The sequence below is a fragment of the Yersinia sp. KBS0713 genome (genome assembly GCF_005937895.2).
Classification (GTDB): domain Bacteria; phylum Pseudomonadota; class Gammaproteobacteria; order Enterobacterales; family Enterobacteriaceae; genus Yersinia; species Yersinia bercovieri.
The window spans coordinates 598,265-619,455 of the sequence record NZ_CP042173.1 but is presented as its reverse complement, the minus strand read 5'-3'; the positions used below and the strand labels follow the sequence as shown (position 1 = coordinate 619,455).

Below are 21,191 nucleotides of genomic sequence, written 5' to 3'. Positions count from 1 at the left end.
TGCTGGCAAAATATTCATGCTGTAGGCCCTGCTTTGCGTTTTTTTAACATACCGAGCAGAGTTGACTGAAAATCGCCGGATAATAATGGTTCAGGAGTCATAGCATGATCATCAAACTGATCAAATGTCCCCAGACAACTGATTTGGCTAGTGGTAACACCGAGTAATAATCTTTTATCACCTATATCTACCACGACAATACGTTCACGCTGCCCCAGTGAATAACTGGATACAACTGAAAGTATTTGGTTTCCTTTAGGTAAGCGCGGAGTCAATCCAGTTCGGCGAGCAATCCATGCAATAGCAGTGATAATCATTAATATAAGTATCAATGAACCACCGACAGTGGCCAATATTGAGCCAGAGTTTGTGGCCTCACTCATCGAGTGTATTGTTTGGGTATTCATCATCGACTCAGGCGATACATTCTTTCTGAAGGTGTAATAATATCTGTAATGCGGATGCCAAATTTATCGGAAACAACAACAACTTCACCTTGGGCAATTAAATAGCCATTGATCAGAATATCCAACGGTTCACCCGCCAAACCTTCCAGAGAGACAACAGACCCCTGACTGAGGCGCAGTAACTCCTTGATAGTCATTTTAGTCCGACCTAATTCAACGGTCATTTTAACTGGAATATCGAGAATTAAATCAAGATCTTCAGAAAAATTAGGCACCAGATTATCCTTTGGTGGTGAGCTATCTGCGGCCAGTTGCTCACTCATAGCGTCCCCCCAAAGATTATCAATGGATTGCTTATCAGCATCTGACGAGGATGTGGTATCACTCATGAGGGAATTACTCCTTTTTTAAAGATAATAGCGCCGGATTTAATATTTTCTCAACTTTGAGAGCATATTGCTTATTCATGTAACCGTATTTACCAGAAAATACCGGAACGCCATCAACACAGGCTTCAATACTTTCTTTTTTATCTATTGGGATAACATCGCCCTCTTTCATGCTCATGATATTAGAAAGACGAGTTGATATATCTGCAAATTTTGCCACCAATTCAAGTTCAGTTTCTCTGACCTGAGAAGCAAGTGTATTTCGCCATTGTTTTTCTTCTTGTCTTGAGCTTTCCATTGGCGGACTGGTTAACAGTTCGCGTAAAGGTTCAATAATGCTAAAAGGAATGCAAATATCGAACTCTCCCCGGTGCGGGCCTATTTCTACATAAAATGGTGTTGTCACAACAATATCGTTCGGTGATGAAGTGATATTGGTAAATTTCACCTGTATCTCTGCACGAACGTATTCAGTTTTCAGTTTAAAAATAGAGCTCCATGCAAAATCATAGGCTTCCAGCGCCATGGCTAGCATGCGATTAATGACGCGCTGCTCTGTTGGCGTAAATTCACGCCCATCCGCTTTCGTTGGAAATCGGCCATCACCACCAAATAAGTTATCTACAGCCATGAATACCAAATTCGGCGAGAAAACAAAAAGTGCAGTACCGCGCAGGGGGTTCATATGGACCAGATTAAGGTTGGTCGGCACGGGAAGATTCCGCGCAAAATCATGATACGGCTGTATTTTAATATTTCCGGCAGTTATATCTGGGCTACGACGCAAAAGATTAAATAGCCCTATTCTGAACTGGCGAGCAAAACGTTCATTAATAATTTCCAGAGAGTGCAAACGCTCACGAACAACACGGCGCTGTGTATTTGGATCATAAGGCTTGATGCCCTCATCCAATGTTCTATTGTTTGCTATACTTTCATTTTCGGTATTGCTGCCGCCATTTAAAAGGCGGTCTATTTCAGCCTGAGATAATATGCTGTCAGACATAGGATTTACCGTAAAATAAATGCATTAAATAATACATCAGTAATCACCACACTCTGATTAGGTGTAAGTGGCTCACTAACAACGCTTTTAATTTTTTCAATTAATTGCTGCTTCCCTTTATCAGCCGATATGTTTTCTGCTGTTTGCTGTGCTAAAAGTATAAGCAATCGACTACGTACTTCCGGTAAGAATTTTTCTATCAATACTTTTGAATTTTCGTCTTTCACCCGTAAGGTCAAGCCAATATGCAATACACGACCATCATCAGTTGGTGTCGGTTTAAGGCTAACGGTGAACGTATCCATTTGTATATATAATGGAATAATAGGTTCAGATATTGGTGTCGCTACCGTATCGTTGTTATCACCGGATACATGAGCCTTGATATTTTTCATTTCATAAAAAGTGTAACCAGCCAAGGCGCATGCACCTATGGTAATTAACATCATAAACAAAATCACCAGAGAGCTTTTTTTCCCTCCTTTGGCAATTTTGGTGTTATTTTTTGTCATTTTAAAAAAAATCCTGTTATAAAATACTTCGAATGCCAATAACAGAAGGCATTCGAATGAGCAGAGTATTCTATTACAGTTAACCTCTAGGGCAATTCACTAAAGAAATTGAATTACTGCCGCCAATTCGCTTGATGAGTTAATTAGCTAAACAAATGTATTTATTCCACTGGTGTAATTCAGCGTTCTGATATTAATTTCACCTGTCTCTTCAGGGAGTTGTCTGATGCTTTCATCATCAAGATCGTGCTGTTTTGCTGCTCTATCAGATTGAGAAAACGCCCCCCACGATGAGGATGAATCAGCGCCAACGCTACTTTGGCCCAAATTAATGCCTGATTCTGCCAATGAGGTACGTAAGTTTTGCATTGAGGCCTCCAGGGCCGCACGTACCTGATGATTTTCCGTCACAAAATGCAACTGTACCTGATCACTATTCATCCGTAGGTTAATTTGCAAAGCGCCTAACTCTTCAGGGTGCAGCCGTAACTCCGCATTATGGATGCCGTTGCGCGAAAAATAAGACAATTGTTGGCTCAAGGCTTGTTGCCATGCGGGTGTCCCTAATCCTTGACTCAACACGGTGGGTGATGTGGTAGTTGAGACTGGCTGAGAGCTGGACACATCAGGAGCCGCAGACAAATGTGGTCGTAGGGTGATGTCCGACGTCTGTGGTAGCTGGCTGTCCTGTGTCAATGGTGTTGGCACATTGAGTGGTGAGTTTACTGGCATCAATGCATTTTCTTTGAGATACGCCGCGCCATCATTCGCCCGTGGAAGTGAAGCATCGCGCTGCTCAGTTGCTGCTTTGTCTGCCATCTGCTTCCCCTGTAGGACTTCCGGCAAAGAGTGGGTGAAACTTTTCGTAATGCTGTTATCACTCATTGCGGCGGGGTTACTCTGCCGCTCCCGACCTTGTGAATTGGCAAGATCAGGATCCGTGTCCGCCATCTCCTCTGCGCCCTGTTCATCTGTCAATTCAACAGGGGCGGGGGTCACCGTGATTACTGGTGTTGTCGCGGCACCCAATGAGACATTAACCACTAACTGCTGCAAATGTTGAAGCTGTGGATCTTGGAGAGCCGGGGTCTCGGGCTGCTGCTCTTCATCGGATATTTCGGCAATCATACCGATCAACTCTGCATCAATAGTGTCCGGGTAATCAGGTCTCTCCACTGTTTCTATCAGGCCAGGAAGCTGCTGTTCAGGTTGCACGAGTTCAGCATTCGACGCCATTTTTACAGGGCCTGGAGCGAGCATATTTTCCAACGTTGTAGAAAAATCCAAGCCGTCTGCTGTTGCAGCCTGTTGATTGTTTTTTGCGGTCAATCCAGTAATGGCAGGTATGGCATTGACGATCATAATATTTTTTTCCCCATACTGGCACGTTGTGCAAATTCATCCATCATCTTCTGTTCCAGACGATTCTCTTTTAATAGTCTCGCCGCATCGCCTCTGCTTTTCAGTGTCTCAAAGGCGTTGAGACGTTTCTTATCACGTTTCCAATCCAATAATGTCTCTTCGACCGAGTTCTGGCATTTCTCCACATGGCCGGCATGTTGTTTGACGACCTGCCCCAGTGAATCAATAAAAGATTGTCGGTTTAGCAAGTCAGCTATCAGAATACCTTTACCTGAAATATTGGCGCGTAGTTGCTGCTGGTATTCCAATTCGAAACTTTCCAGTTGTTCATGTTGTATCGTGGCCTGAGTGTACACTTGCTGCACTTTGCCTAATTGAACAGTAGTGTCACTCAACGTTTGCTCTGCAAGATCGCGTAGGACATCCATTGGACTGGTAATTGCCATGATTAATTGCTCATATTAGAACTGTCGGAAAACATGTCAGAAAGCCTGTCGCAGGCCTCCTCATAACCACTACTCTCATAGATGACCTGCTGCAAAAAGCGCTCCATATCGGGATATAAGCGGATGGCTTTATCCAGTAATGGATCGCTGCCTGCCGCATAAGCCCCGACACTGACAAGATCACGATTTCGTTGATATGATGAGAGTAACTGCTTAAAAGACTGCACTTTTTTGTAATGCGTTGCGTCAATCAACTCTGTCATTGCGCGGCTTATTGATGCTTCAATATCGATGGCCGGATAGTGGCCGGATTCAGCAAGCCGCCGTGATAGAACAATGTGCCCATCAAGAATGGCGCGAGCGGAATCTGCTATCGGATCTTGTTGATCATCGCCCTCGGTCAACACCGTATAAAATGCGGTGATTGACCCCCCCTCTTTGACGCCGTTACCCGCTCGCTCCACCAGGGCAGGTAATTTTGCAAACACTGATGGGGGATAACCCTTGGTTGCAGGTGGTTCACCAATGGCCAAGGCGATCTCACGTTGTGCCATGGCGTAGCGTGTTAGCGAATCCATTATGAGCAGCACATCCATGCCCCGATCACGGAAGTCCTCAGCAATACGGGTGGCGTATACCGCGCCTTGCATACGCAATATAGGCGAGACATCCGCAGGTGCCGCGATAACCACGGAGCGAGTTCGCCCCTCTTCACCTAGAATATTTTCGATAAAATCTTTCACTTCTCGGCCACGCTCGCCGATAAGTCCTACGACGATAACATCAGCTTTGGTATAGCGTGCCATCATGCCGAGTAGCACACTTTTCCCCACCCCAGAACCGGCAAACAGCCCCATGCGCTGGCCTCGTCCTACAGTCAGCAGCCCATTGATGGCTCTGACGCCGACATCCAGCACATGCTTAATTGGATCTCGTAATAGTGGGTTAACCGGTTGCGTAAATAAGGATCCGTGCTTTACACAACCTGGGGGCGGTAGCCCGTCAAGTGGTCGTGCACTCGCATCCAGTACTCGGCCTAAGAGTTCCGGCCCCAACGGTAATTGTTTCCCCTTGGTAATACCGGCACCACTTTCAAACGCATAAACCCGCGCCCCAGGTAGAATTCCATCAACATTTTCAAGTGGCATCAAATACAGGATTTCACCATTGAAACCAACAACTTCACTTTCTATTTTATCCGTGCCATTACCTCTATTTCGCTCAACAATGCAAAGAGTGCCAATGGGTAATTTCAGGCCAACAGCCTCCATCACCAATCCTGTTGCCCGCGTTAATTTTCCATATTGCTGGAAAGGCGGCAGCGAGATGATCTGTTTCTCTTTTCTATCAATGGCATCCAGCCAGTTTTTTAGGCGCAGGGTCATGAGGGATAATCCTCACGTCCGAGTTCACACAGCGCTTGCCAGCGCGTTGTCATTGTCGCGTCGAACTCCCCCTCCGCCGAGGTTATCCGGCAGCCGCCGGGTAGAATTTGCGCGTCAGAACGTAACTCCCATCCCAATGACTCAAGTGATTTACCGACGTTTTGCTCAACGATGTCGACATCCGCAGGATTAACCCATAACTGTGCTTTTCCCTTAAAGAGGGTTTCTTCTTGTAGCAACTGCTGAATTTTTTCTAGCAGCACTTCATTGTCACAAACAATATTCTTACCCAAGATCGCGCGAGCAGCAGTTAAGGATAATTGCACTAAGCGGGATGGAATCACGCTATCAAGGTTGTCCAGAGCTACCCGAAACGCTTCAAGCAGTGTGGAAAAACGCGCCCCTACTTCACTTTGCTGTAGATTTGCCTCGGTAAGCCCCTGTTCGAAGCCCTCTTTTTGTCCTTGGCTAAACCCAGCTTCGTAGCCCTGCTTTTTTCCCTCTTCAATACCGCTGGCCTGTCCCTTGGCAAACCCCTTTTGTTCCGCTTGTTGGCGAAGTCGTGAGAGTTCAGCCTGCAGTAGCTCATCGGAATGATGGGGGCTTGCCGACTCAATAATCTCATGCTCAGACTGGTCATATTCACCCAGTAAATTCTGCGGCTGCCAGCTTTGCCAGTCGAGTTTTGGTTCATTATCAGACATAGGCATCGTCGCTGCCTCCAATTGCCACATCACCGGATTCAGCTAACCGTCTAACAATCAATAGGATACTCTTCTGTTCAGCTTCGACTTGAGACATACGAATTGGCCCACGAGAACCAAGATCTTCCATCATTATCTCCGCCTGACGTCTGGACATATTTCGGAAGAACTTATCGCGAAGTGCCGCATCGGCTCCTTTAAGGGCGATGATCAGTGACTCGTTCTCAATTTCCTGGAGAATGCGCTGAATACTGCGATCTTCAATTCCAACCAGATTTTCGAACAAGAACATTTCATCAATAATTTTCTGTGCCAACTCTTGGTCAAATTCACGAACCGCCTCAATTGCAGCCTCTTCCAACTGAGATTTCATCAAGTTAAGAATTTCAGCCGCAGGGCGTACCCCGCCCATTTTGCTACGTTTCAAGTTCTGTCCATGCAGCAGACCATTGAGCACTTCTGTCAGCTCCTGCAGTGCCGCCGGTTGAACACCACCAAAAGTAGCAATACGTAGCATAATGTCATTACGTTCACGATCATCAAATTTACTCAATACATCAGCAGCTTGCCCACGTTTAAGGTGAACAAGGATGGTGGCTATAATTTGCGGGTGCTCATCACGAATTAAATCGAATGCCACCTGAGGCTCCATAAAGTTCAGCGTCTCAATGCCATTTGTGCCATTTTGCGTATCCAGTAAATCTTCAAGTAAGCTCGATGCTCTCTCTTCACCTAATGCTTTCACCAGCACACTGCGCAGGTAATCATTGGTATTGACACTCAGTGCTGCAAACTCACTGGAGTCGCGCTGAAACTCTTTCAGGACGGAACTAAGCTGTTCATGGGTAAAACCGCCCATGTTGACCATCGACCCACTAATTTGTTTCACTTCGTGCGTACTGAGATGCTTGAATACTTCAGCAGCCAGTCCATCACCGAGTGTCAACATGACAATTGCACTTTTATCAGAGGCATTCATTATGATTTCAGCTCCTTGTTAATCCACTCGCGAATGACCAGAGCAACAACCCGAGGCTCCTGTTCTGCCAATTCCCGCAGATTCTGCGTATTAAGTTCAGCTTCGACGCGTTGTTCCGCTTTGGCTCTTTCACCACTTTCAGCTTTACGCTTATGCGCATCCAGTTCTGCCTGACGAGCTTCTTTCTCTAATTCCAAACGAGCCAATATCAGTTCTTGGTTTCTCAGCCATGCAGGTTTGATAGCCTTGCGCCAGAATAGCCAAGCCACAATCGCCACCAATAAATAGCGACCCGCCGCCATTAACAGATTAATAAAGCCGGCTTGCTGCCAAAATGGCGGTGCAACCTCCTCTTCAACATTGTTGAAAGGAGAATTAACAATATTTACCGTGTCACCACGCTCCGCAGAAAATCCTACGGCCTCTTTCACTAATGCGCTGATCTGCTCCATCTGCTCTTTGGGTAGAGGGGCAGATTCACCCTCTGCGGTCGGTAAGTAATTAATCACGACAGCAATAGAGAGACGTTCGATACTGCCGGTACTGCGCTTGATGTGAGTCAGTGTTCGATCAAGTTCGTAGTTGGTGGTGTTATCCCGACGATTGTTGAAAGGTATCGGAGTTGCGACTGTCGCCGCGCCACCTTTGGCCCCTGTCGCTCCTGCTGTTGCTGCACCTGCCGCCCCAGTCGCGCCAGGTGCCGTCGGCGTAGCCGCTTGAGTTATCGGTGCAGTCGCAGGAAGCGAGGGTTGATTGCTTAATGCGCCCGGTACGCCACCCACACCACCCTTGCCGCCCTGCTCAGCGTCACTGGATTGGCTGCTGCGGATCGACATCCGATCAGGTGCCGTATTCGGTTGAAATTGTTCAGCCGTTTGCTCGTGTAAAGTGAAGTCAAGCTGTGCTGTCACCTGCGATTTGACGTTATTGCGCCCAACAATTGGGGACAGAATCGACTGAATACGCTGCTGAAAATCAGCTTCCACTTCACTGGTGAATTTAAGCTGCGAGGTCTGAGTCGTTTGGCCCCCACGTTGCGTTAACAGACGACCGTTTTGATCCACAATCGTGACACTATCTGCACTCAAACCCGGTACTGCGCTGGCAATAAGATAAGTGATCGCACTTACTTGTTCGCCTTCCAGTAAGCGCCCATTATTCAGACGGACGGTCACTGATGCGGATGGCTGTTTTTGCTCACGAACAAACATTGAGGGCTTTGGCATAGCCAAATGCACACGAGCGCCATTGACTGAGCCAAGGGTTTCAATCGTGCGTGACAACTCCCCTTCCAACGCACGCTGGAAGTTAACTTGCTCACTAAATTGGCTGATACCAAACTTTTCCTGGTCCAGTAATTCAAACCCAACGGCTCCGCCTTTGGGTAATCCGAGTTGAGCAAGTTTGAGGCGAGCTTCATAGACTTTATCGGCAGGCACCATAATCGCCCCGCCACGATCTTCAAAACGATAGGGCACATTCATTTGTGCCAATTGCGAGACAATAGCCCCACCATCTTGATCCGTAATGTTACTGAACAAAACCCGGTAATCCGGTGATTTTGCCCAAAATAATAGTGCGATAATAAGCGTTATGGCCGCTGAAGCACTGATAAGCAGAATAATCTTAGGGCTGGAACGAATACGTTCTAATACTGCCATAAGATTAGCTGTACTGGTTTTTTTGATACCATTTGTCGTGGCATTCATGCCGTAGTCCTGTAAAAAAATTAATGACGCAATATAGACGTGTTATTGCGAATCAGCACTCCGGTTACGGGGATGAAGAAACGAAGCGGTAAATACACTGACATAATTCAAGTCGCGTATTATCCCCTAATTGTATTTTTTTTAAGTCTCGATAAGCTGAAATTTTCGTCAGCTTATCGGATTATTTTATTTGTAGCTTGCTATGTTAAGCTTTGGTTATTAAATACGAAGTAAGAAAAGCAAGTAAATCTCAATACGTAGATTTAAAGGAATTAGTGATGTCTATTCAATCGATCAGTGGTGTTCTGGAACAAATTAACTTCCAGGCCCAGCAAGTTTCAAACACTCAACGATCGCCATTCATCTCAGATCGTCAAGGTATTGAAAAACCACTACAATTTTCTGACGTACTGTTTAGCAGTGTTAATAGTATCAATGAAATACAAACCCAGGCTAAAAGTCAGTCACAAGACTATCTGACAGGCGCAACTGACATTGGTCTTAATGACGTAATGGTTTCTTTGCAGAAGTCATCTCTGGCATTAAATTTAGGTGTTCAGGTGCGTAATAAATTAGTTAGTGCGTACCAAGAAGTCATGAACATGTCAGTGTAAGTAAACTGCCTAACATATTTGTTAATAAGCAATATAGTCTACTGATAATTTTCACCCTATTTTCCGTAGGCATCTGTGACTTCTAAGTTCCCGAAGCAGAATCGGCTCTTTTTCACTAAATGCCCGCACCAAGATACAGCAGTATTGAGATGTTCTCAATCTTACATGCGTACAGTTATTATCTAGCAGAAACATTGGCGAAATTCAAAATTGAATAATACAAAATTACGTATTCAGGAAGAGCTCTCAGATAAAGACCTGCAAAAGATCAGTGGGTTAATTTATCAACGCGCAGGGATTGTATTAAATAACCAGAAGCGGGATATGGTCTATAACCGCCTTTCCCGGCGGTTACGTGATTTAAAAATGACCAGTTTTACCGAGTATTTAGTGCGGCTCGAATCAGATAAGAATAGCGATGAGTGGCAAGCCTTTATCAATACGCTAACAACTAATTTGACGTCATTCTTTCGGGAGGCATACCACTTCCCAATCTTGGCCGAACATGCCCGTAGCAGAGGGTCAAATTATACCGTGTGGTGCGCGGCAGCCTCGACAGGGGAAGAGCCTTGCTCTATTGCAATGACACTGCATGAGAAATTAGGTTCCAGTATTGCCGGTCCAAGAGTATGGGCGACAGATATAGATACTGAGGTGTTAGGTAAAGCAAAAAATGCGGTTTATCGATTATCCGATCTGGAAAGCCTGACCCAGGATCAAAGAAAAAACTATTTTTTGCAGGGAACCGGAGCACAAGCGGGTTTAGTGAAAGTAAGAAAAGAATTGCTCTCAACTATTCAGTATCAACAACTTAATTTACTCGATCCAAATTGGGATATTCCTGCGCCCTTTGACGCTATTTTTTGTCGGAATGTCATGATCTATTTCGATCAGAAAACACAGGAAAAGTTGATGTCCCGCTTTGCCCGGATGCTGAAACCGGGAGGGATTTTATTTGCTGGCCATTCTGAACATTTTAACAATATGAATGGGCCTTTCCGTCTACGTGGGCAGTCAGTGTATTACCTGGCTCAAGAGACATTATGAAAAAGATAACTGTACTTTGTGTTGATGATTCGGCGTTGATACGCAGTATTATGAGCGATATTGTGAATCAACAACCTGATATGGAAATGGTGGCTACTGCGCCAGATCCTATTATTGCCCGAGATTTGATCAAACTTTATAACCCCGACGTATTAACGTTGGATGTAGAGATGCCGCGTATGGATGGTCTGGATTTTCTGGAACGTCTCATGCGTCTGCGCCCGATGCCCGTCATTATGATCTCTTCCCTGACAGGTAAAGGTTCAGAGATAACACTGAGTGCGTTGGAATTGGGGGCGGTAGATTTTGTCACTAAGCCACAAATGGGGCTTAAGGATGGAATGATGCAATATATTGAAATTATTGCAGAAAAAATCCGTATAGCCTCGCGTGCTCAGGTGCGACGTAGTGGCAAACTGACCAGTCCACCTAAAGCCCTGACTATCCCATTGGTGGGTAGCGAAAAGATTATTGCGATCGGCTCATCCACTGGCGGCACAGAGGCCTTACGGCAGTTATTAATGCCAATGCCACTCAGTTGCCCTGGCATCGTGATAGCTCAGCATATGCCACCAGGATTTACCCGCTCTTTTGCCGAGCGCCTTAACAATCTCTGTCAGATAGCGGTAAAAGAAGCTGAAGATGGTGATCGCGTATTACCTGGCCATGCTTATATCGCGCCGGGGGATCTGCATATGGAACTCATCCGTAGTGGTGCGAATTACCATATAAGTTTGAATAAGTTACCTGCGGTAAATCGCCATCGTCCAGCGGTTGATGTCTTGTTTAAATCCGTCGCCAAATCTGCGGGGAAAAATGCAGTGGGCGCAATTTTGACTGGCATGGGTAACGACGGTGCCGCCGGGTTATTAGAGATGCGTAAAGCCGGTGCACACACACTGGCTCAAAGTGAGAAAAGCTGTGTGGTATTTGGTATGCCGCGTGAGGCGATTGCGCTCGGAGCAGCTTGCCAAACTGTAGACCTCGACGATATTAGCCAGCACATACTCAGTAGCATTGTCGGTCAGGCTCGCAGAATTTAATTTAACTTACCCCCTACTCTCATTGGGCACCCTTCATTGGGTGCATTTTACATTTATAGGATACATACATGGCAGATAAGAATTTACGTTTCTTGGTTATTGATGATTTCGCCACAATGCGCCGAATCGTTCGTAATCTTCTTCAGGATCTTGGTTTCAAGAATATTGATGAGGCAGAAGATGGTCTGGATGCTTTAACCAAGTTACGTGCATCAAAATTTGATTTTGTGATAAGCGATTGGAATATGCCCAATCTTGATGGGCTGCAATTATTATCCGAGATTCGCAAAGATGAGAATCTGAATAAAATTCCGGTTCTGATGGTGACTGCCGAAGCAAAAAAAGAAAATATCATTGCTGCCGCTCAAGCGGGTGCGAATGGTTATGTGGTGAAGCCGTTTACCGCAGCCACACTCGAAGAGAAGTTAAACAAAATATTTGAAAAACTCGGATGGTAAGCCATGAATACATTACCAGGTAAGTCTTCAGAAGATAATGATAAAGATATTTTTTCTCGTATTGGCCACCTCACGCGCTTATTACGCGACAGTATGGCGAGTTTTGGCTTAGATCGCGCAATTATGGATGTCGCGGAAGCCATCCCTGATGCCCGTGATCGTTTAAGTTATGTGGTTGGAAAAACATCTAAAGCAGCAGATTGCGCATTAAACTGCGTGGAAATAGCGCGTCCCCTTCAGGATGAGCTGAGTAACAATGCAACCGCACTAACTGAACGATGGGATGCATGGTTTGACGATCCAATTGAATTACCCATGGCTCGTGAATTGGTAACAGATACCCGAGAGTTTTTGAGTAACACACCGAAAATTGCCAGCAAGACTAATGAGCAGTTAATGGAAATCATGATGGCTCAAGATTTTCAGGATCTCACCGGTCAGGTTATTCAAAATATGATGGCGCTGATAGAGAGTGTCGAAAAAGAGCTTATTCTCGTCTTGGTCGAAAATATGCCCAACTCGTCCTCATCTCCTGCTGAAAAATTAGATAATCTGAAAAATGGACCTCAGATTAACCAATCCGTCGCAGGTATTGTTGCCAATCAAGATCAGGTTGATGATTTACTCGAAACATTAGGGTTTTAACCCTCAACGTGGCCCAGTTATCTGAATGTCGCAAAGCCGTAGAAAATAGACACCTATTCACGGCTCCCGGACGATACATTCATGCAATGACCACGTGTTATTTTTGATTCAGTCAACCATTCATTAATGTTAGCCAGCATCTGCGGCAGTTTGTTTAGTCGAGCCCATGTCCGAAGAAAGTGATGTAGAAAAAACAGAGGAACCCACCCCCCAGCGACGCTCAAAAGCGCGTGAAGATGGGCAAATTCCGCGTTCAAAAGAGTTAACCTCAATACTGATGCTATTGGCAGGATGGTCTCTGATTCTAATTGGTGGCAATCATGTTGCCGGGAAACTTGTCCAGTTGCTGCATAACGGACTGATGTTTGACCGATTGATCGTACTTGATACTGACGTGATGCTTATCCGGGTCTATGAGCTGTTTAAGATGGCTATTTTTTCGGTGCTACCCATCTTACTCGGCCTATTTGTAACCGGTATTGCATCACCGATGCTGCTCGGTGGGCTGAATTTAAGTGGCAAGTCATTAAAAGTAGATCTCAAGCGTTTGAATCCCTTATCCGGATTAAAACGTATGTTTTCGACACAAATGGTGTCCGAGTTATTAAAAAGCATCCTGAAAGTAATGCTGGTTGGTTCTGCCTGTGCCATTTTTATCTTGGGTAATAAAGCACATATGATCCAGCTTATTTACGAGCCGATAAATATCGCCTTAAAGGATGCGCGAACCATTATTTCTGGATGTTTATTGATGGTTATTTTGGCACTGATCCCACTTGTGGGTTATGACGTCTTCTACCAGATAATGAGCAATCTTAAAAAGTTACGTATGAGTCGCCAAGAAATACGCGATGAATTTAAACAGCAGGAGGGGGATCCGCACTTAAAAGGCCGGATCAAGCAACTCCAACGTTTAGCCGCAAGCCAGCGAATGATGAGTGATATTCCCAATGCCGATGTCATTGTCAATAACCCCACTCATTATTCCATCGCCCTTAGCTATAAAGAGGGTGGAATGTTAGCCCCTACGATGTTGGCCAAAGGTGCTGGCGAGGTTGCATTACGCATTCGAGAAGAGGCCCTTAAGCATCGCATTCCAATGCTTGAAGCACCGCCGCTGGCACGTGCCCTGTATCGTCATTGCGAGATAGGGGAACAGATCCCAACAGAATTGTATGGCGCGGTCGCCGAAGTTTTAGCCTGGGTATACAGCATAAAACGCTGGCGAAAAGGCAACGGAATACGTCCTAAAAAACCTGAAAATCTTCCTGTGCCTGCCGCACTGGATTTTGCACAAGAGAGTAAAGAGTGATGGCCAATTTAGCCACCAAATTACATCTACCGGATTTTAAACAAACGCAGTGGCAAATACTGGCAGGCCCAGTATTAATCTTGACCATTTTGGCGATGATGATATTGCCTCTGCCGCCGTTTATTCTGGATCTATTATTCACCTTCAACATCGTGCTCTCCCTGATGATTTTGTTGGTGGCTATGTTTACGCAAAAGACACTGGAATTCGCAGCATTTCCTACTGTTTTGCTGTTTGCTACCCTATTGCGTCTGGCGTTAAACATTGCCTCGACCCGTATTATCCTCATGTATGGTCACACGGGGGATGGGGCTGCCGGCCAAGTGATCGATGCCTTTGGCCATTTCTTGGTTGGCGGTAACTTTGCCATTGGTATTATTGTTTTTGTGATTTTAATCATCATCAACTTTATGGTCATCACCAAAGGGGCCGGGCGTATTGCTGAAGTCGGCGCTCGTTTTGTGCTTGATGGTATGCCCGGTAAACAGATGGCTATCGATGCCGATCTGAATGCGGGAATTATTGGCGAAGAAGAGGCAAAACGCCGCCGTAGCGATGTCACCCAAGAAGCTGACTTCTATGGTTCAATGGATGGCGCCAGTAAATTTGTGCGCGGTGATGCCATCGCAGGCTTGCTGATTATGGCGATTAACGTCATTGGCGGCCTGTTCATTGGCATTCTACAACACGACATGTCGTTTTCTGAGGCAGCGGGAACCTACACTCTGCTGACGATCGGTGATGGCTTGGTCGCTCAGATCCCAGGTTTGATTATTTCAACTGCCGCAGGGGTTATTGTTACACGCGTTGCCACCGATCAGGATGTGGGTGAACAGATGGTAAGCCAGCTGTTTAATAACCCACAGGTTATGGTGCTGGCAGCTGGCGTTACCGGCCTGCTCGGGATCATCCCTGGTATGCCAAACTTTGTGTTCCTGCTGTTTACCGTGGGGCTACTGGCCCTTGCCTGGTGGATGCGCGGCCGCCAATTAGCTGATCCGACTGGCAGTAAGCGGGCAATGAGCAAGGAAGATAAAACGTCGAGTAAAGCGGAGGCACAGGCCGCGCAAGTCAGTGAAGCCTCATGGTCTGATGTACAGCACGAAGATGTTCTAGGCTTGGAAGTGGGCTACCGCTTGATCCCCATGGTAGACAGTGAGCAAAATGGTCAGTTATTGACACGAATTCGCGGCATCCGTAAGAAGTTTGCTCAGGAAATGGGCTTCCTGCCACCTGCTGTACATATTCGTGATAATTTGGATTTAGCACCGACAGACTATCGTATCCTATTGAAAGGCGTGGAAATTGGTCGCGGAGAAATACAGCCAGAACGCTGGATGGCGATCAATCCTGGCTGCGCCGATGGGGAGTTGGCCGGTGAGGCTTGCCAAGATCCTGCCTTTGGTTTACCAGCAGTATGGATTGACGAGGTGCTGCGCGAACAAGCCCAAACACTCGGCTACACTGTTGTTGATCCAAGCTCAGTTATTGCCACGCACTTGAATCATTTAATCTCAACCCATACCGATGAACTATTTGGCCGTCAGGAGACCCAGCAATTACTGGATCGTCTAACTAAAGATATGCCTAAATTGGTTGAAGACCTTATTCCAGGCATCATCTCTCTGACCATCTTCCATAAGGTCTTGCAGAACTTATTGGCCGAACGCATTTCGATTCGTGATATCAGAACGATAATTGATACGCTTGCCGAATGCTCAGCGGTCCAAACTGACCCTGATGAACTCACCGCACAAGTGCGTATCAGACTGGGACGAGCTATCACCCAGAAGTGGTTCCCTGGCAATGATGAAATTCAAGTGATCGGATTAGACCTTAATCTCGAAAGACTTCTCATTCAGGCGACCCAAAGTGGCAGTGCGATAGAACCCGGTATCGCCGATAACATCATGCGGCAAACTGAGAAAGCCATTTTGCAACAAGATGCGATAGCTGCACCGTTGGTACTGCTGGTCAACCAACCTTTACGTTTCATGCTGTCACGTTTCCTGCGTCGGGCGTTCCCTCAACTCGCGGTATTATCCAACCAGGAAATCAGCAACAATCGCACTGTACGCATGTCATATATTATTGGTGGAAAAGAATGAAGTGCTCATCGTTAATAACGGTGCTGTCTTTGAGCATATTCCCACTGATGGCTTCTGCTGTCAGTGGCTCGTGGAGTGGCAGTGCTGCCGGTGGGGTTGTCAGTGTCGGGGGGCAAACATTGGCGAGCCGCCCATTAACACCGGCGTTTCCGCCTGGCGCGACGTTACACCGTATTGCATGGCGTATTACACTGCTCTCTGCTGCCCCACCAGGATTACAAATAAAATTGTGCAGCCAGAAAAGCTGTATCTTGCTGGATTCACTCTCCGGGCAAAAGAGCCTCGACACATCATTCACCGCTCAGGGGCCTTTCTATTTTATCTATTCAGTAGAGAGCCGAGGGCAGCTCTTTCCTCCCCTTAATGTGGTAAGCAATCAACTGACCATTAATTATCGTTAATAATTAACTGGGTAAAAAATTTCAAATACAAGAGTATCATTGCGTCAGCAAGAGTGGGTAAATAGGAAGGTAGCATTGGGCTAATTGCCAATGCATCAAAGAGTAAAAGAAAGTTAAGGCTATTTTATTTTCAAAATAGCCTTTTTTGGGATTAATGGTAGATAGAGGTAAATTGTGATAGGTAAGCCTTATTGCACTTCTGTCCCTGATACAAAGAAGATATATCCTGCTTTAATACATCAAGACGCTCTTCGAGCACTTTCGTTATTTCATCTTCATTTTCAAGCAAACTGGTTATAATCATACCCAAACTTTTCTTCTCATCTGGTATCATCTCTGTCGGTTGCGTTTCAATAAGAGCCTGCAAATTAACAATATAAACCTCAGCTAATTCAATAAACTCCGTCCACTTTCCTTCCTTAACCATATCTAATAGGTTCAAATTTAATTTATAAATATTTTCGTAATCTTCTGATAGTTTATTAACCATTTTTTTTCTGTGATTCCTTAGGTTCAATCTCCTTCCATGTATTGGCAAGGTTCGTTAATATTTCGCTGATGCTGGTGAGTTCTGAAGGTGAGTTGTGTAGATTGGCCTGAAGCAAAGTCCTTGACATATAATCATATAAGCGTTCAAGGTCCTGTGCGATATTCTGTCCTTTCTCATGGTTCAATGAGGCTCGCAATCCATTATCGATAATATTAATCGCTTTGGATATCATCTCCCCACGCTTTGCAATATTTCCATTTTCAAAATATATTTTTGCTCGTAGCACTGCATTAAGGGCACCATCCAACAGCATCGAAATTAACTGATGAGGTGACGCCCCCGCCAATTGACTCTCCAGGCCAACTCGGGCGTAGGCTTTAATCCCCGGATTTGAATACATATTTTCTCCGTAATAGATTGGCAGAAGACCTTCATCTCCTGCCAAATTAAGCTGAATAACCTAGAGCGACGCCAAGATAGATCCTAGCTGGTTACTCAGGTTATTAAGTTTTGACATAGTGCTATCGAGATTCTGGAACTGCGCCCGGTAACGCTCCACCTGTGAGTCAATGAGCTTTTGGGTCTTTTCAATTTGGGTCGTCATCAATTTGACTTGCGAATCAAGACTGGTCGTGGATGCCTTGATGACTCCATCAATCTTTTTATCTGTATCCCCAACATAGTTGGTAATCATCGAGTTCAGCGATGTTGCCAAGCCCTCATTATCGCCACGACCAATAAACATATTAGCGATACCATCGGGATTATTGGCGATGGCTTCATCTAACTTGCCTTCATTCAGGGTCATTTGCCCGGTGGCAGCATCGATTTTGATCCCTAAATCAGCGAGTGAACCATAATCGTCTGACGAATCACCATAAACACCATTGACTGCAGAACGAAATTCACTCACCAGGCCACGCAAGGTGGAGTCACCCATCAGCGCACCATTCTGGCTATTCTGGGTAGCGACATCTGAGTCAGTTAAACCTGAGGTCTCGTTAGGCACATACTTGCTGGCTGCGCTCGTCAGATTAAGCAGGGCATTGTACTTCTCAACAAAGTCCTTGACGCCAGACTTGATGGCTGACGAATCTCTCGTTAGCGTCAGCTGCTCTGATTTTCCCTCTTCCGATTCACTTTTCAGTACCAGTGTCACACCCGTAATGATGTCGGAGATGTTATTTGTCGAGCGGGTATATTCACTGCCATCAACACTGAGTTTGGCATCTTGAGCCGCACTAACCGATGTCATGGCATCACCATTCGAAGTGCCTTCCGGATCATTACCGCCGTTTTGGGTGTTTAATATGCCACCCAATTGATCGTCACCCGTGACACTCACCGACATTTCGCCATCAGAACCGGTGTTTTTTGACGTCAGTACCAACTGATAGCCATCATCCGTGCGCTGCACTGAAGCAGTAACATCACTATCCTGCTTGTTAATAGCATCCTTGATTTGGTTCAGAGAGGTTTGATCATCCTTCAGCTCAACGCTCGTTGTGTTACCATTTCCTGTGGTAATGGTAATAGTCCGAGTACCTCCAGCTTGATCACCCAGCCGGTCATCAGCGCTCTGAAACCCTTCGGTCCTGAGTTTGTGTGCCGTTGCCAGCTGATTAATCGTCACCACATGACTATCTGCATTGGCATCAGATGTTGCTGTTGCAGTAAAGGCCTTATTTGAACTGACAGTTAAAGTGTTAAATGCATCGCCAGTCAGTTTTTTAACGCTACTTTGCAATGCAGACAGTGAGCTGGAGATTTGTCCCCAGGCAGAAATTTTTGACTTATAACTGGTTTGCAGACTGGTATAGGGTGCCAGACGTGTCTGCTCCCCCGCCCTGATCTGTTCGAGCATGCTCGCAGTGTCTATGCCAGAGCCGATACCCAATGATGATAAAGTTGCCATTAAATTCTCCTATATAGAATTTATCTTATTTTATTTGCACTTCTCTATTAGCTATCGGTTTTAATCCGATAAAGTTTAATTTTTTGTCACTAACTCATCAACCCAATATCCGTAAAAAAACACGCTCACGCTCTTTTCAACAAATAGATTTAGATATTTAGTCAATTGCGCTTCACCATCAATAGGCTAACCGTCAAATTACCGCCATTAGTGTAGGCACTTATGCAATTTGGCTATTTTAGCCGTCAAATTAATAAATTAGCGTATAAAGAGAAACAACCACGCCGCATATTAAATTCAAAAAAAAACGAAAAAATTTGCCACAAGGCATTTAGATGTTTTTTTTAATGCCGATATATTTAACATGCGAACGAAACACGCATAGTTATATTGCAAAAGTATTGCAGTGTTAATCTATAAATATATGAGGCAATTTCATGGCACAAGTCATTAACACCAACTCACTGAGCTTGGTAGCACAAAATAACTTAAATAAATCTCAGTCTTCACTGGGTACCGCAATTGAGCGTCTCTCTTCAGGTCTACGTATTAACAGCGCGAAAGATGATGCTGCGGGTCAGGCGATCAGCAACCGCTTCACAGCGAGCATCAACGGTCTAAGCCAGGCTTCACGTAACGCCAATGATGGTATTTCTCTTGCGCAGACCACTGAAGGTGCCCTGAATGAGGTTAACGATAACCTGCAAAATATCCGTCGACTGACCTTACAGGCGCAGAATGGCACCAACTCCGATTCTGACCGTCAGTCAATTCAGGATGAAATCGATGCACGTCTGGCAGAAATCAACCGTATCTCTGAACAGACTGAATTCAACGGTGTAAAAGTACTGAGTAAAGACCAGTCACTAAGCATTCAGGTGGGTTCCAACGATGGCCAGACCATTAGTATTGACCTGAGCAAGATGGACGCAACCACACTGAATATGGCTGATTTTAACGTAGCCTCCTCAGAGAGCAGCGTTGAAGGTTTTACCATCAAACAAGTGTCTGCAGGCATGACGTTAGAGGGCAAGGATGGTACTGATGATGTCTCAGTGACCTTAACCGCTACTGACATTGCAGCTATGGAGGAGGAAGCATTCGGGGTTGGCGGCTCAGGCACAGTCCATATGATTACAGATGATACGACTGGCGATATCAGCTTTGTTGCCATCGGTCAAAAGAGTGATGGTACAGAAGTTAGCATTAACTTAGACACTACATTTAATTTTACTGATACAGAAGTAACATTTGCAGCGGGCACGGCAGCAAGTGATACTGATCTGGAGATGATAGCTGGCGGAACAAGCACCCAGTTAGCTACGATTGATGAAGCATTATCGATGGTTGATGGACTACGTTCTAGCCTGGGTGCTTCCCAGAACCGTTTTGCTTCTGTTATCAGTAACCTGAACAGCACTGTCAATAACTTACAGGATGCGCGTTCACGTATCCTGGATGCCGACTTCGCGTCTGAAGTATCTGAAATGAGCCGTGCGAATATTCTGCAATCAGCGGGTATCAGTGTACTGGCCCAGGCAAACCAGGTACCTCAGAACGTACTGTCCCTGCTGCGCTAATTACTCTTAATACCCTCTTAGCCCCTAAACCCAGCCCTCATCGGCTGGGTTTTTATTTAGAATAATATCCTCCCATAACTTATTAGTGTAACAGTCTATTTTCTGACTCTCTTTTATTAAAAAGCAGCATGACAAACGTCAATGAATATTTAATGAAGGTACATTATGATTTAATTGGCTATTTAGCCAGAGGACAAACACACCCACATAAATAAAAATTCAAAAGCAGTAACATATAAACCTCATCAACATTATTAGGATAACCACCGCTGACTGAATACCACAACAGATATGAGATGACTTGGTGAGTAACATGCCAGGAAAACAGCGATATCTTTACACTAAAAAGGATACACCATGAAAAACATGACTGACGAGAGAGAAATATTGCTTAATGATGTAATGAATAAGATAAAGATAGATATCGAAAGTATTGTCAACCAATACACAGGAGAAGATCCCCGCATCGAGTTAATTTTAGATAATGAGTGTGCGGCATTTCAATTCTTACTTGAAAATGAGATTGAAGTAAAAGTAACACTCTCACGGACATTGAGTATTCTCCTGCAACCCCAAAAACAGTGAATCCATAAACTGTCCATTCATTATACTTTATAGCCCGTTTTAGCATATAAATGTCGCGTAGCCTGTCAATAACTGGGCAATTCCATAATATTAA

At 45.2% G+C, this 21,191-nt stretch carries 23 protein-coding genes; 10 read left to right on the top strand and 13 right to left on the bottom strand.

What is annotated here, in order from left to right:
- Positions 1-14: 14 nt before the first annotated feature.
- From fliO to fliF, 10 genes are all read right to left on the bottom strand, one after another.
- Entirely contained in the window at positions 15-410 is a 396-nt protein-coding gene (gene fliO / locus FFE93_RS02940) for a flagellar biosynthetic protein FliO (RefSeq protein ID WP_080375791.1), read from the bottom strand.
- Positions 407-796, bottom strand: coding sequence for a flagellar motor switch protein FliN (gene fliN / locus FFE93_RS02935; protein ID WP_005271045.1), 390 nt, complete (start codon positions 794-796; stop codon positions 407-409). The genes fliO and fliN overlap by 4 nt, the downstream gene beginning before the upstream one ends.
- Positions 797-803: 7 nt before the next feature.
- A complete protein-coding gene (fliM, locus tag FFE93_RS02930) occupies positions 804-1,802 on the bottom strand; it encodes a flagellar motor switch protein FliM (RefSeq protein WP_005271042.1) in 999 nt (332 codons plus the stop codon).
- Between the two features lie 5 nt (positions 1,803-1,807).
- The gene (gene fliL / locus FFE93_RS02925) at positions 1,808-2,314 is read right to left on the bottom strand and encodes a flagellar basal body-associated protein FliL (protein WP_005271039.1); all 507 of its coding nucleotides are present in this window, start codon (positions 2,312-2,314) and stop codon (positions 1,808-1,810) included.
- A gap of 147 nt (positions 2,315-2,461) precedes the next feature.
- On the bottom strand, positions 2,462-3,676 hold the full coding sequence (locus FFE93_RS02920; RefSeq protein ID WP_054872740.1) for a flagellar hook-length control protein FliK: 1,215 nt from the start codon (positions 3,674-3,676) through the stop codon (positions 2,462-2,464).
- The gene (gene fliJ, locus FFE93_RS02915; RefSeq protein WP_032896490.1) at positions 3,673-4,122 is read right to left on the bottom strand and encodes a flagellar export protein FliJ; all 450 of its coding nucleotides are present in this window, start codon (positions 4,120-4,122) and stop codon (positions 3,673-3,675) included. Before fliJ ends, FFE93_RS02920 begins: the two co-directional genes overlap by 4 nt.
- A 2-nt stretch (positions 4,123-4,124) precedes the next feature.
- Positions 4,125-5,507: a flagellar protein export ATPase FliI gene (gene fliI, locus FFE93_RS02910; RefSeq protein ID WP_138774751.1), complete on the bottom strand. Its 1,383-nt coding sequence runs from the start codon at positions 5,505-5,507 to the stop codon at positions 4,125-4,127.
- Complete coding sequence (locus tag FFE93_RS02905; RefSeq protein ID WP_080375794.1) at positions 5,504-6,211, bottom strand: flagellar assembly protein FliH; 708 nt, start codon at positions 6,209-6,211, stop codon at positions 5,504-5,506. The genes fliI and FFE93_RS02905 overlap by 4 nt, the downstream gene beginning before the upstream one ends.
- Positions 6,204-7,190: a flagellar motor switch protein FliG gene (gene fliG / locus FFE93_RS02900; RefSeq protein WP_080375792.1), complete on the bottom strand. Its 987-nt coding sequence runs from the start codon at positions 7,188-7,190 to the stop codon at positions 6,204-6,206. Before fliG ends, FFE93_RS02905 begins: the two co-directional genes overlap by 8 nt.
- Positions 7,190-8,899: a flagellar basal-body MS-ring/collar protein FliF gene (gene fliF / locus FFE93_RS02895; protein WP_005271034.1), complete on the bottom strand. Its 1,710-nt coding sequence runs from the start codon at positions 8,897-8,899 to the stop codon at positions 7,190-7,192. The genes fliG and fliF overlap by 1 nt, the downstream gene beginning before the upstream one ends.
- Positions 8,900-9,177: 278 nt before the next feature.
- On the opposite strand from fliF, the gene fliE reads away from it, so the two are divergent.
- From fliE to FFE93_RS02855, 8 genes are all read left to right on the top strand, one after another.
- On the top strand, positions 9,178-9,513 hold the full coding sequence (gene fliE / locus FFE93_RS02890) for a flagellar hook-basal body complex protein FliE (protein WP_138774750.1): 336 nt from the start codon (positions 9,178-9,180) through the stop codon (positions 9,511-9,513).
- Between the two features lie 210 nt (positions 9,514-9,723).
- Complete coding sequence (locus tag FFE93_RS02885) at positions 9,724-10,560, top strand: CheR family methyltransferase (RefSeq protein WP_138774749.1); 837 nt, start codon at positions 9,724-9,726, stop codon at positions 10,558-10,560.
- On the top strand, positions 10,557-11,603 hold the full coding sequence (locus tag FFE93_RS02880) for a chemotaxis response regulator protein-glutamate methylesterase (protein ID WP_032896481.1): 1,047 nt from the start codon (positions 10,557-10,559) through the stop codon (positions 11,601-11,603). Before FFE93_RS02885 ends, FFE93_RS02880 begins: the two co-directional genes overlap by 4 nt.
- 68 nt (positions 11,604-11,671) lie before the next feature.
- On the top strand, positions 11,672-12,061 hold the full coding sequence (gene cheY / locus FFE93_RS02875) for a chemotaxis response regulator CheY (protein ID WP_005271024.1): 390 nt from the start codon (positions 11,672-11,674) through the stop codon (positions 12,059-12,061).
- A gap of 3 nt (positions 12,062-12,064) precedes the next feature.
- Positions 12,065-12,706: a protein phosphatase CheZ gene (gene cheZ, locus FFE93_RS02870; protein ID WP_005271021.1), complete on the top strand. Its 642-nt coding sequence runs from the start codon at positions 12,065-12,067 to the stop codon at positions 12,704-12,706.
- A 166-nt stretch (positions 12,707-12,872) separates the two neighbouring features.
- Positions 12,873-14,018 carry a flagellar biosynthesis protein FlhB gene (gene flhB, locus FFE93_RS02865; protein WP_032896479.1) on the top strand — a complete coding sequence of 382 codons (1,146 nt, stop codon included), beginning with the start codon at positions 12,873-12,875 and terminating at the stop codon, positions 14,016-14,018.
- Positions 14,018-16,126: a flagellar biosynthesis protein FlhA gene (flhA, locus tag FFE93_RS02860; protein WP_005271018.1), complete on the top strand. Its 2,109-nt coding sequence runs from the start codon at positions 14,018-14,020 to the stop codon at positions 16,124-16,126. The genes flhB and flhA overlap by 1 nt, the downstream gene beginning before the upstream one ends.
- A 20-nt stretch (positions 16,127-16,146) precedes the next feature.
- Positions 16,147-16,527 carry a flagellar protein FlhE gene (locus FFE93_RS02855; protein WP_233420392.1) on the top strand — a complete coding sequence of 127 codons (381 nt, stop codon included), beginning with the start codon at positions 16,147-16,149 and terminating at the stop codon, positions 16,525-16,527.
- Between the two features lie 151 nt (positions 16,528-16,678).
- On the opposite strand, the gene FFE93_RS02850 is transcribed toward FFE93_RS02855, so the two are convergent.
- The 3 genes from FFE93_RS02850 to fliD are packed head-to-tail and all read right to left on the bottom strand — an operon-like array spanning position 16,679 to position 18,932.
- A complete protein-coding gene (locus tag FFE93_RS02850; RefSeq protein WP_233420391.1) occupies positions 16,679-17,017 on the bottom strand; it encodes a flagellar protein FliT in 339 nt (112 codons plus the stop codon).
- On the bottom strand, positions 17,010-17,417 hold the full coding sequence (fliS, locus tag FFE93_RS02845) for a flagellar export chaperone FliS (protein ID WP_005271008.1): 408 nt from the start codon (positions 17,415-17,417) through the stop codon (positions 17,010-17,012). Before fliS ends, FFE93_RS02850 begins: the two co-directional genes overlap by 8 nt.
- A 60-nt stretch (positions 17,418-17,477) precedes the next feature.
- Positions 17,478-18,932, bottom strand: a complete 1,455-nt coding sequence (fliD, locus tag FFE93_RS02840; protein ID WP_057648125.1) for a flagellar filament capping protein FliD — start codon at positions 18,930-18,932, stop codon at positions 17,478-17,480.
- A 437-nt stretch (positions 18,933-19,369) separates the two neighbouring features.
- On the opposite strand from fliD, the gene FFE93_RS02835 reads away from it, so the two are divergent.
- Positions 19,370-20,512: a FliC/FljB family flagellin gene (locus FFE93_RS02835; protein WP_005270998.1), complete on the top strand. Its 1,143-nt coding sequence runs from the start codon at positions 19,370-19,372 to the stop codon at positions 20,510-20,512.
- 357 nt (positions 20,513-20,869) lie between these two features.
- On the top strand, positions 20,870-21,097 hold the full coding sequence (locus FFE93_RS02830) for a hypothetical protein (protein WP_005270996.1): 228 nt from the start codon (positions 20,870-20,872) through the stop codon (positions 21,095-21,097).
- The last annotated feature ends 94 nt before the right edge of the window (positions 21,098-21,191 follow it).

Bases quoted from the DNA above. Each gene is read 5' to 3' on its own strand.
- cheY (WP_005271024.1), top strand. From the start codon at position 11,672: ATGGCAGATAAGAATTTACGTTTCTTGGTTATTGATGATTTCGCCACA.
- FFE93_RS02920 (WP_054872740.1), bottom strand. From the start codon at position 3,676: ATGATCGTCAATGCCATACCTGCCATTACTGGATTGACCGCAAAAAAC.
- FFE93_RS02835 (WP_005270998.1), top strand. From the start codon at position 19,370: ATGGCACAAGTCATTAACACCAACTCACTGAGCTTGGTAGCACAAAAT.
- fliS (WP_005271008.1), bottom strand. From the start codon at position 17,417: ATGTATTCAAATCCGGGGATTAAAGCCTACGCCCGAGTTGGCCTGGAG.
- fliI (WP_138774751.1), bottom strand. From the start codon at position 5,507: ATGACCCTGCGCCTAAAAAACTGGCTGGATGCCATTGATAGAAAAGAG.
- flhA (WP_005271018.1), top strand. From the start codon at position 14,018: ATGGCCAATTTAGCCACCAAATTACATCTACCGGATTTTAAACAAACG.
- FFE93_RS02830 (WP_005270996.1), top strand. From the start codon at position 20,870: ATGAAAAACATGACTGACGAGAGAGAAATATTGCTTAATGATGTAATG.
- fliD (WP_057648125.1), bottom strand. From the start codon at position 18,932: ATGGCAACTTTATCATCATTGGGTATCGGCTCTGGCATAGACACTGCG.
- fliN (WP_005271045.1), bottom strand. From the start codon at position 796: ATGAGTGATACCACATCCTCGTCAGATGCTGATAAGCAATCCATTGAT.
- fliG (WP_080375792.1), bottom strand. From the start codon at position 7,190: ATGAATGCCTCTGATAAAAGTGCAATTGTCATGTTGACACTCGGTGAT.
- fliJ (WP_032896490.1), bottom strand. From the start codon at position 4,122: ATGGCAATTACCAGTCCAATGGATGTCCTACGCGATCTTGCAGAGCAA.
- FFE93_RS02905 (WP_080375794.1), bottom strand. From the start codon at position 6,211: ATGTCTGATAATGAACCAAAACTCGACTGGCAAAGCTGGCAGCCGCAG.
- FFE93_RS02850 (WP_233420391.1), bottom strand. From the start codon at position 17,017: ATGGTTAATAAACTATCAGAAGATTACGAAAATATTTATAAATTAAAT.
- flhB (WP_032896479.1), top strand. From the start codon at position 12,873: ATGTCCGAAGAAAGTGATGTAGAAAAAACAGAGGAACCCACCCCCCAG.
- fliL (WP_005271039.1), bottom strand. From the start codon at position 2,314: ATGACAAAAAATAACACCAAAATTGCCAAAGGAGGGAAAAAAAGCTCT.
- fliF (WP_005271034.1), bottom strand. From the start codon at position 8,899: ATGAATGCCACGACAAATGGTATCAAAAAAACCAGTACAGCTAATCTT.
- fliE (WP_138774750.1), top strand. From the start codon at position 9,178: ATGTCTATTCAATCGATCAGTGGTGTTCTGGAACAAATTAACTTCCAG.
- FFE93_RS02880 (WP_032896481.1), top strand. From the start codon at position 10,557: ATGAAAAAGATAACTGTACTTTGTGTTGATGATTCGGCGTTGATACGC.
- fliM (WP_005271042.1), bottom strand. From the start codon at position 1,802: ATGTCTGACAGCATATTATCTCAGGCTGAAATAGACCGCCTTTTAAAT.
- cheZ (WP_005271021.1), top strand. From the start codon at position 12,065: ATGAATACATTACCAGGTAAGTCTTCAGAAGATAATGATAAAGATATT.
- fliO (WP_080375791.1), bottom strand. From the start codon at position 410: ATGATGAATACCCAAACAATACACTCGATGAGTGAGGCCACAAACTCT.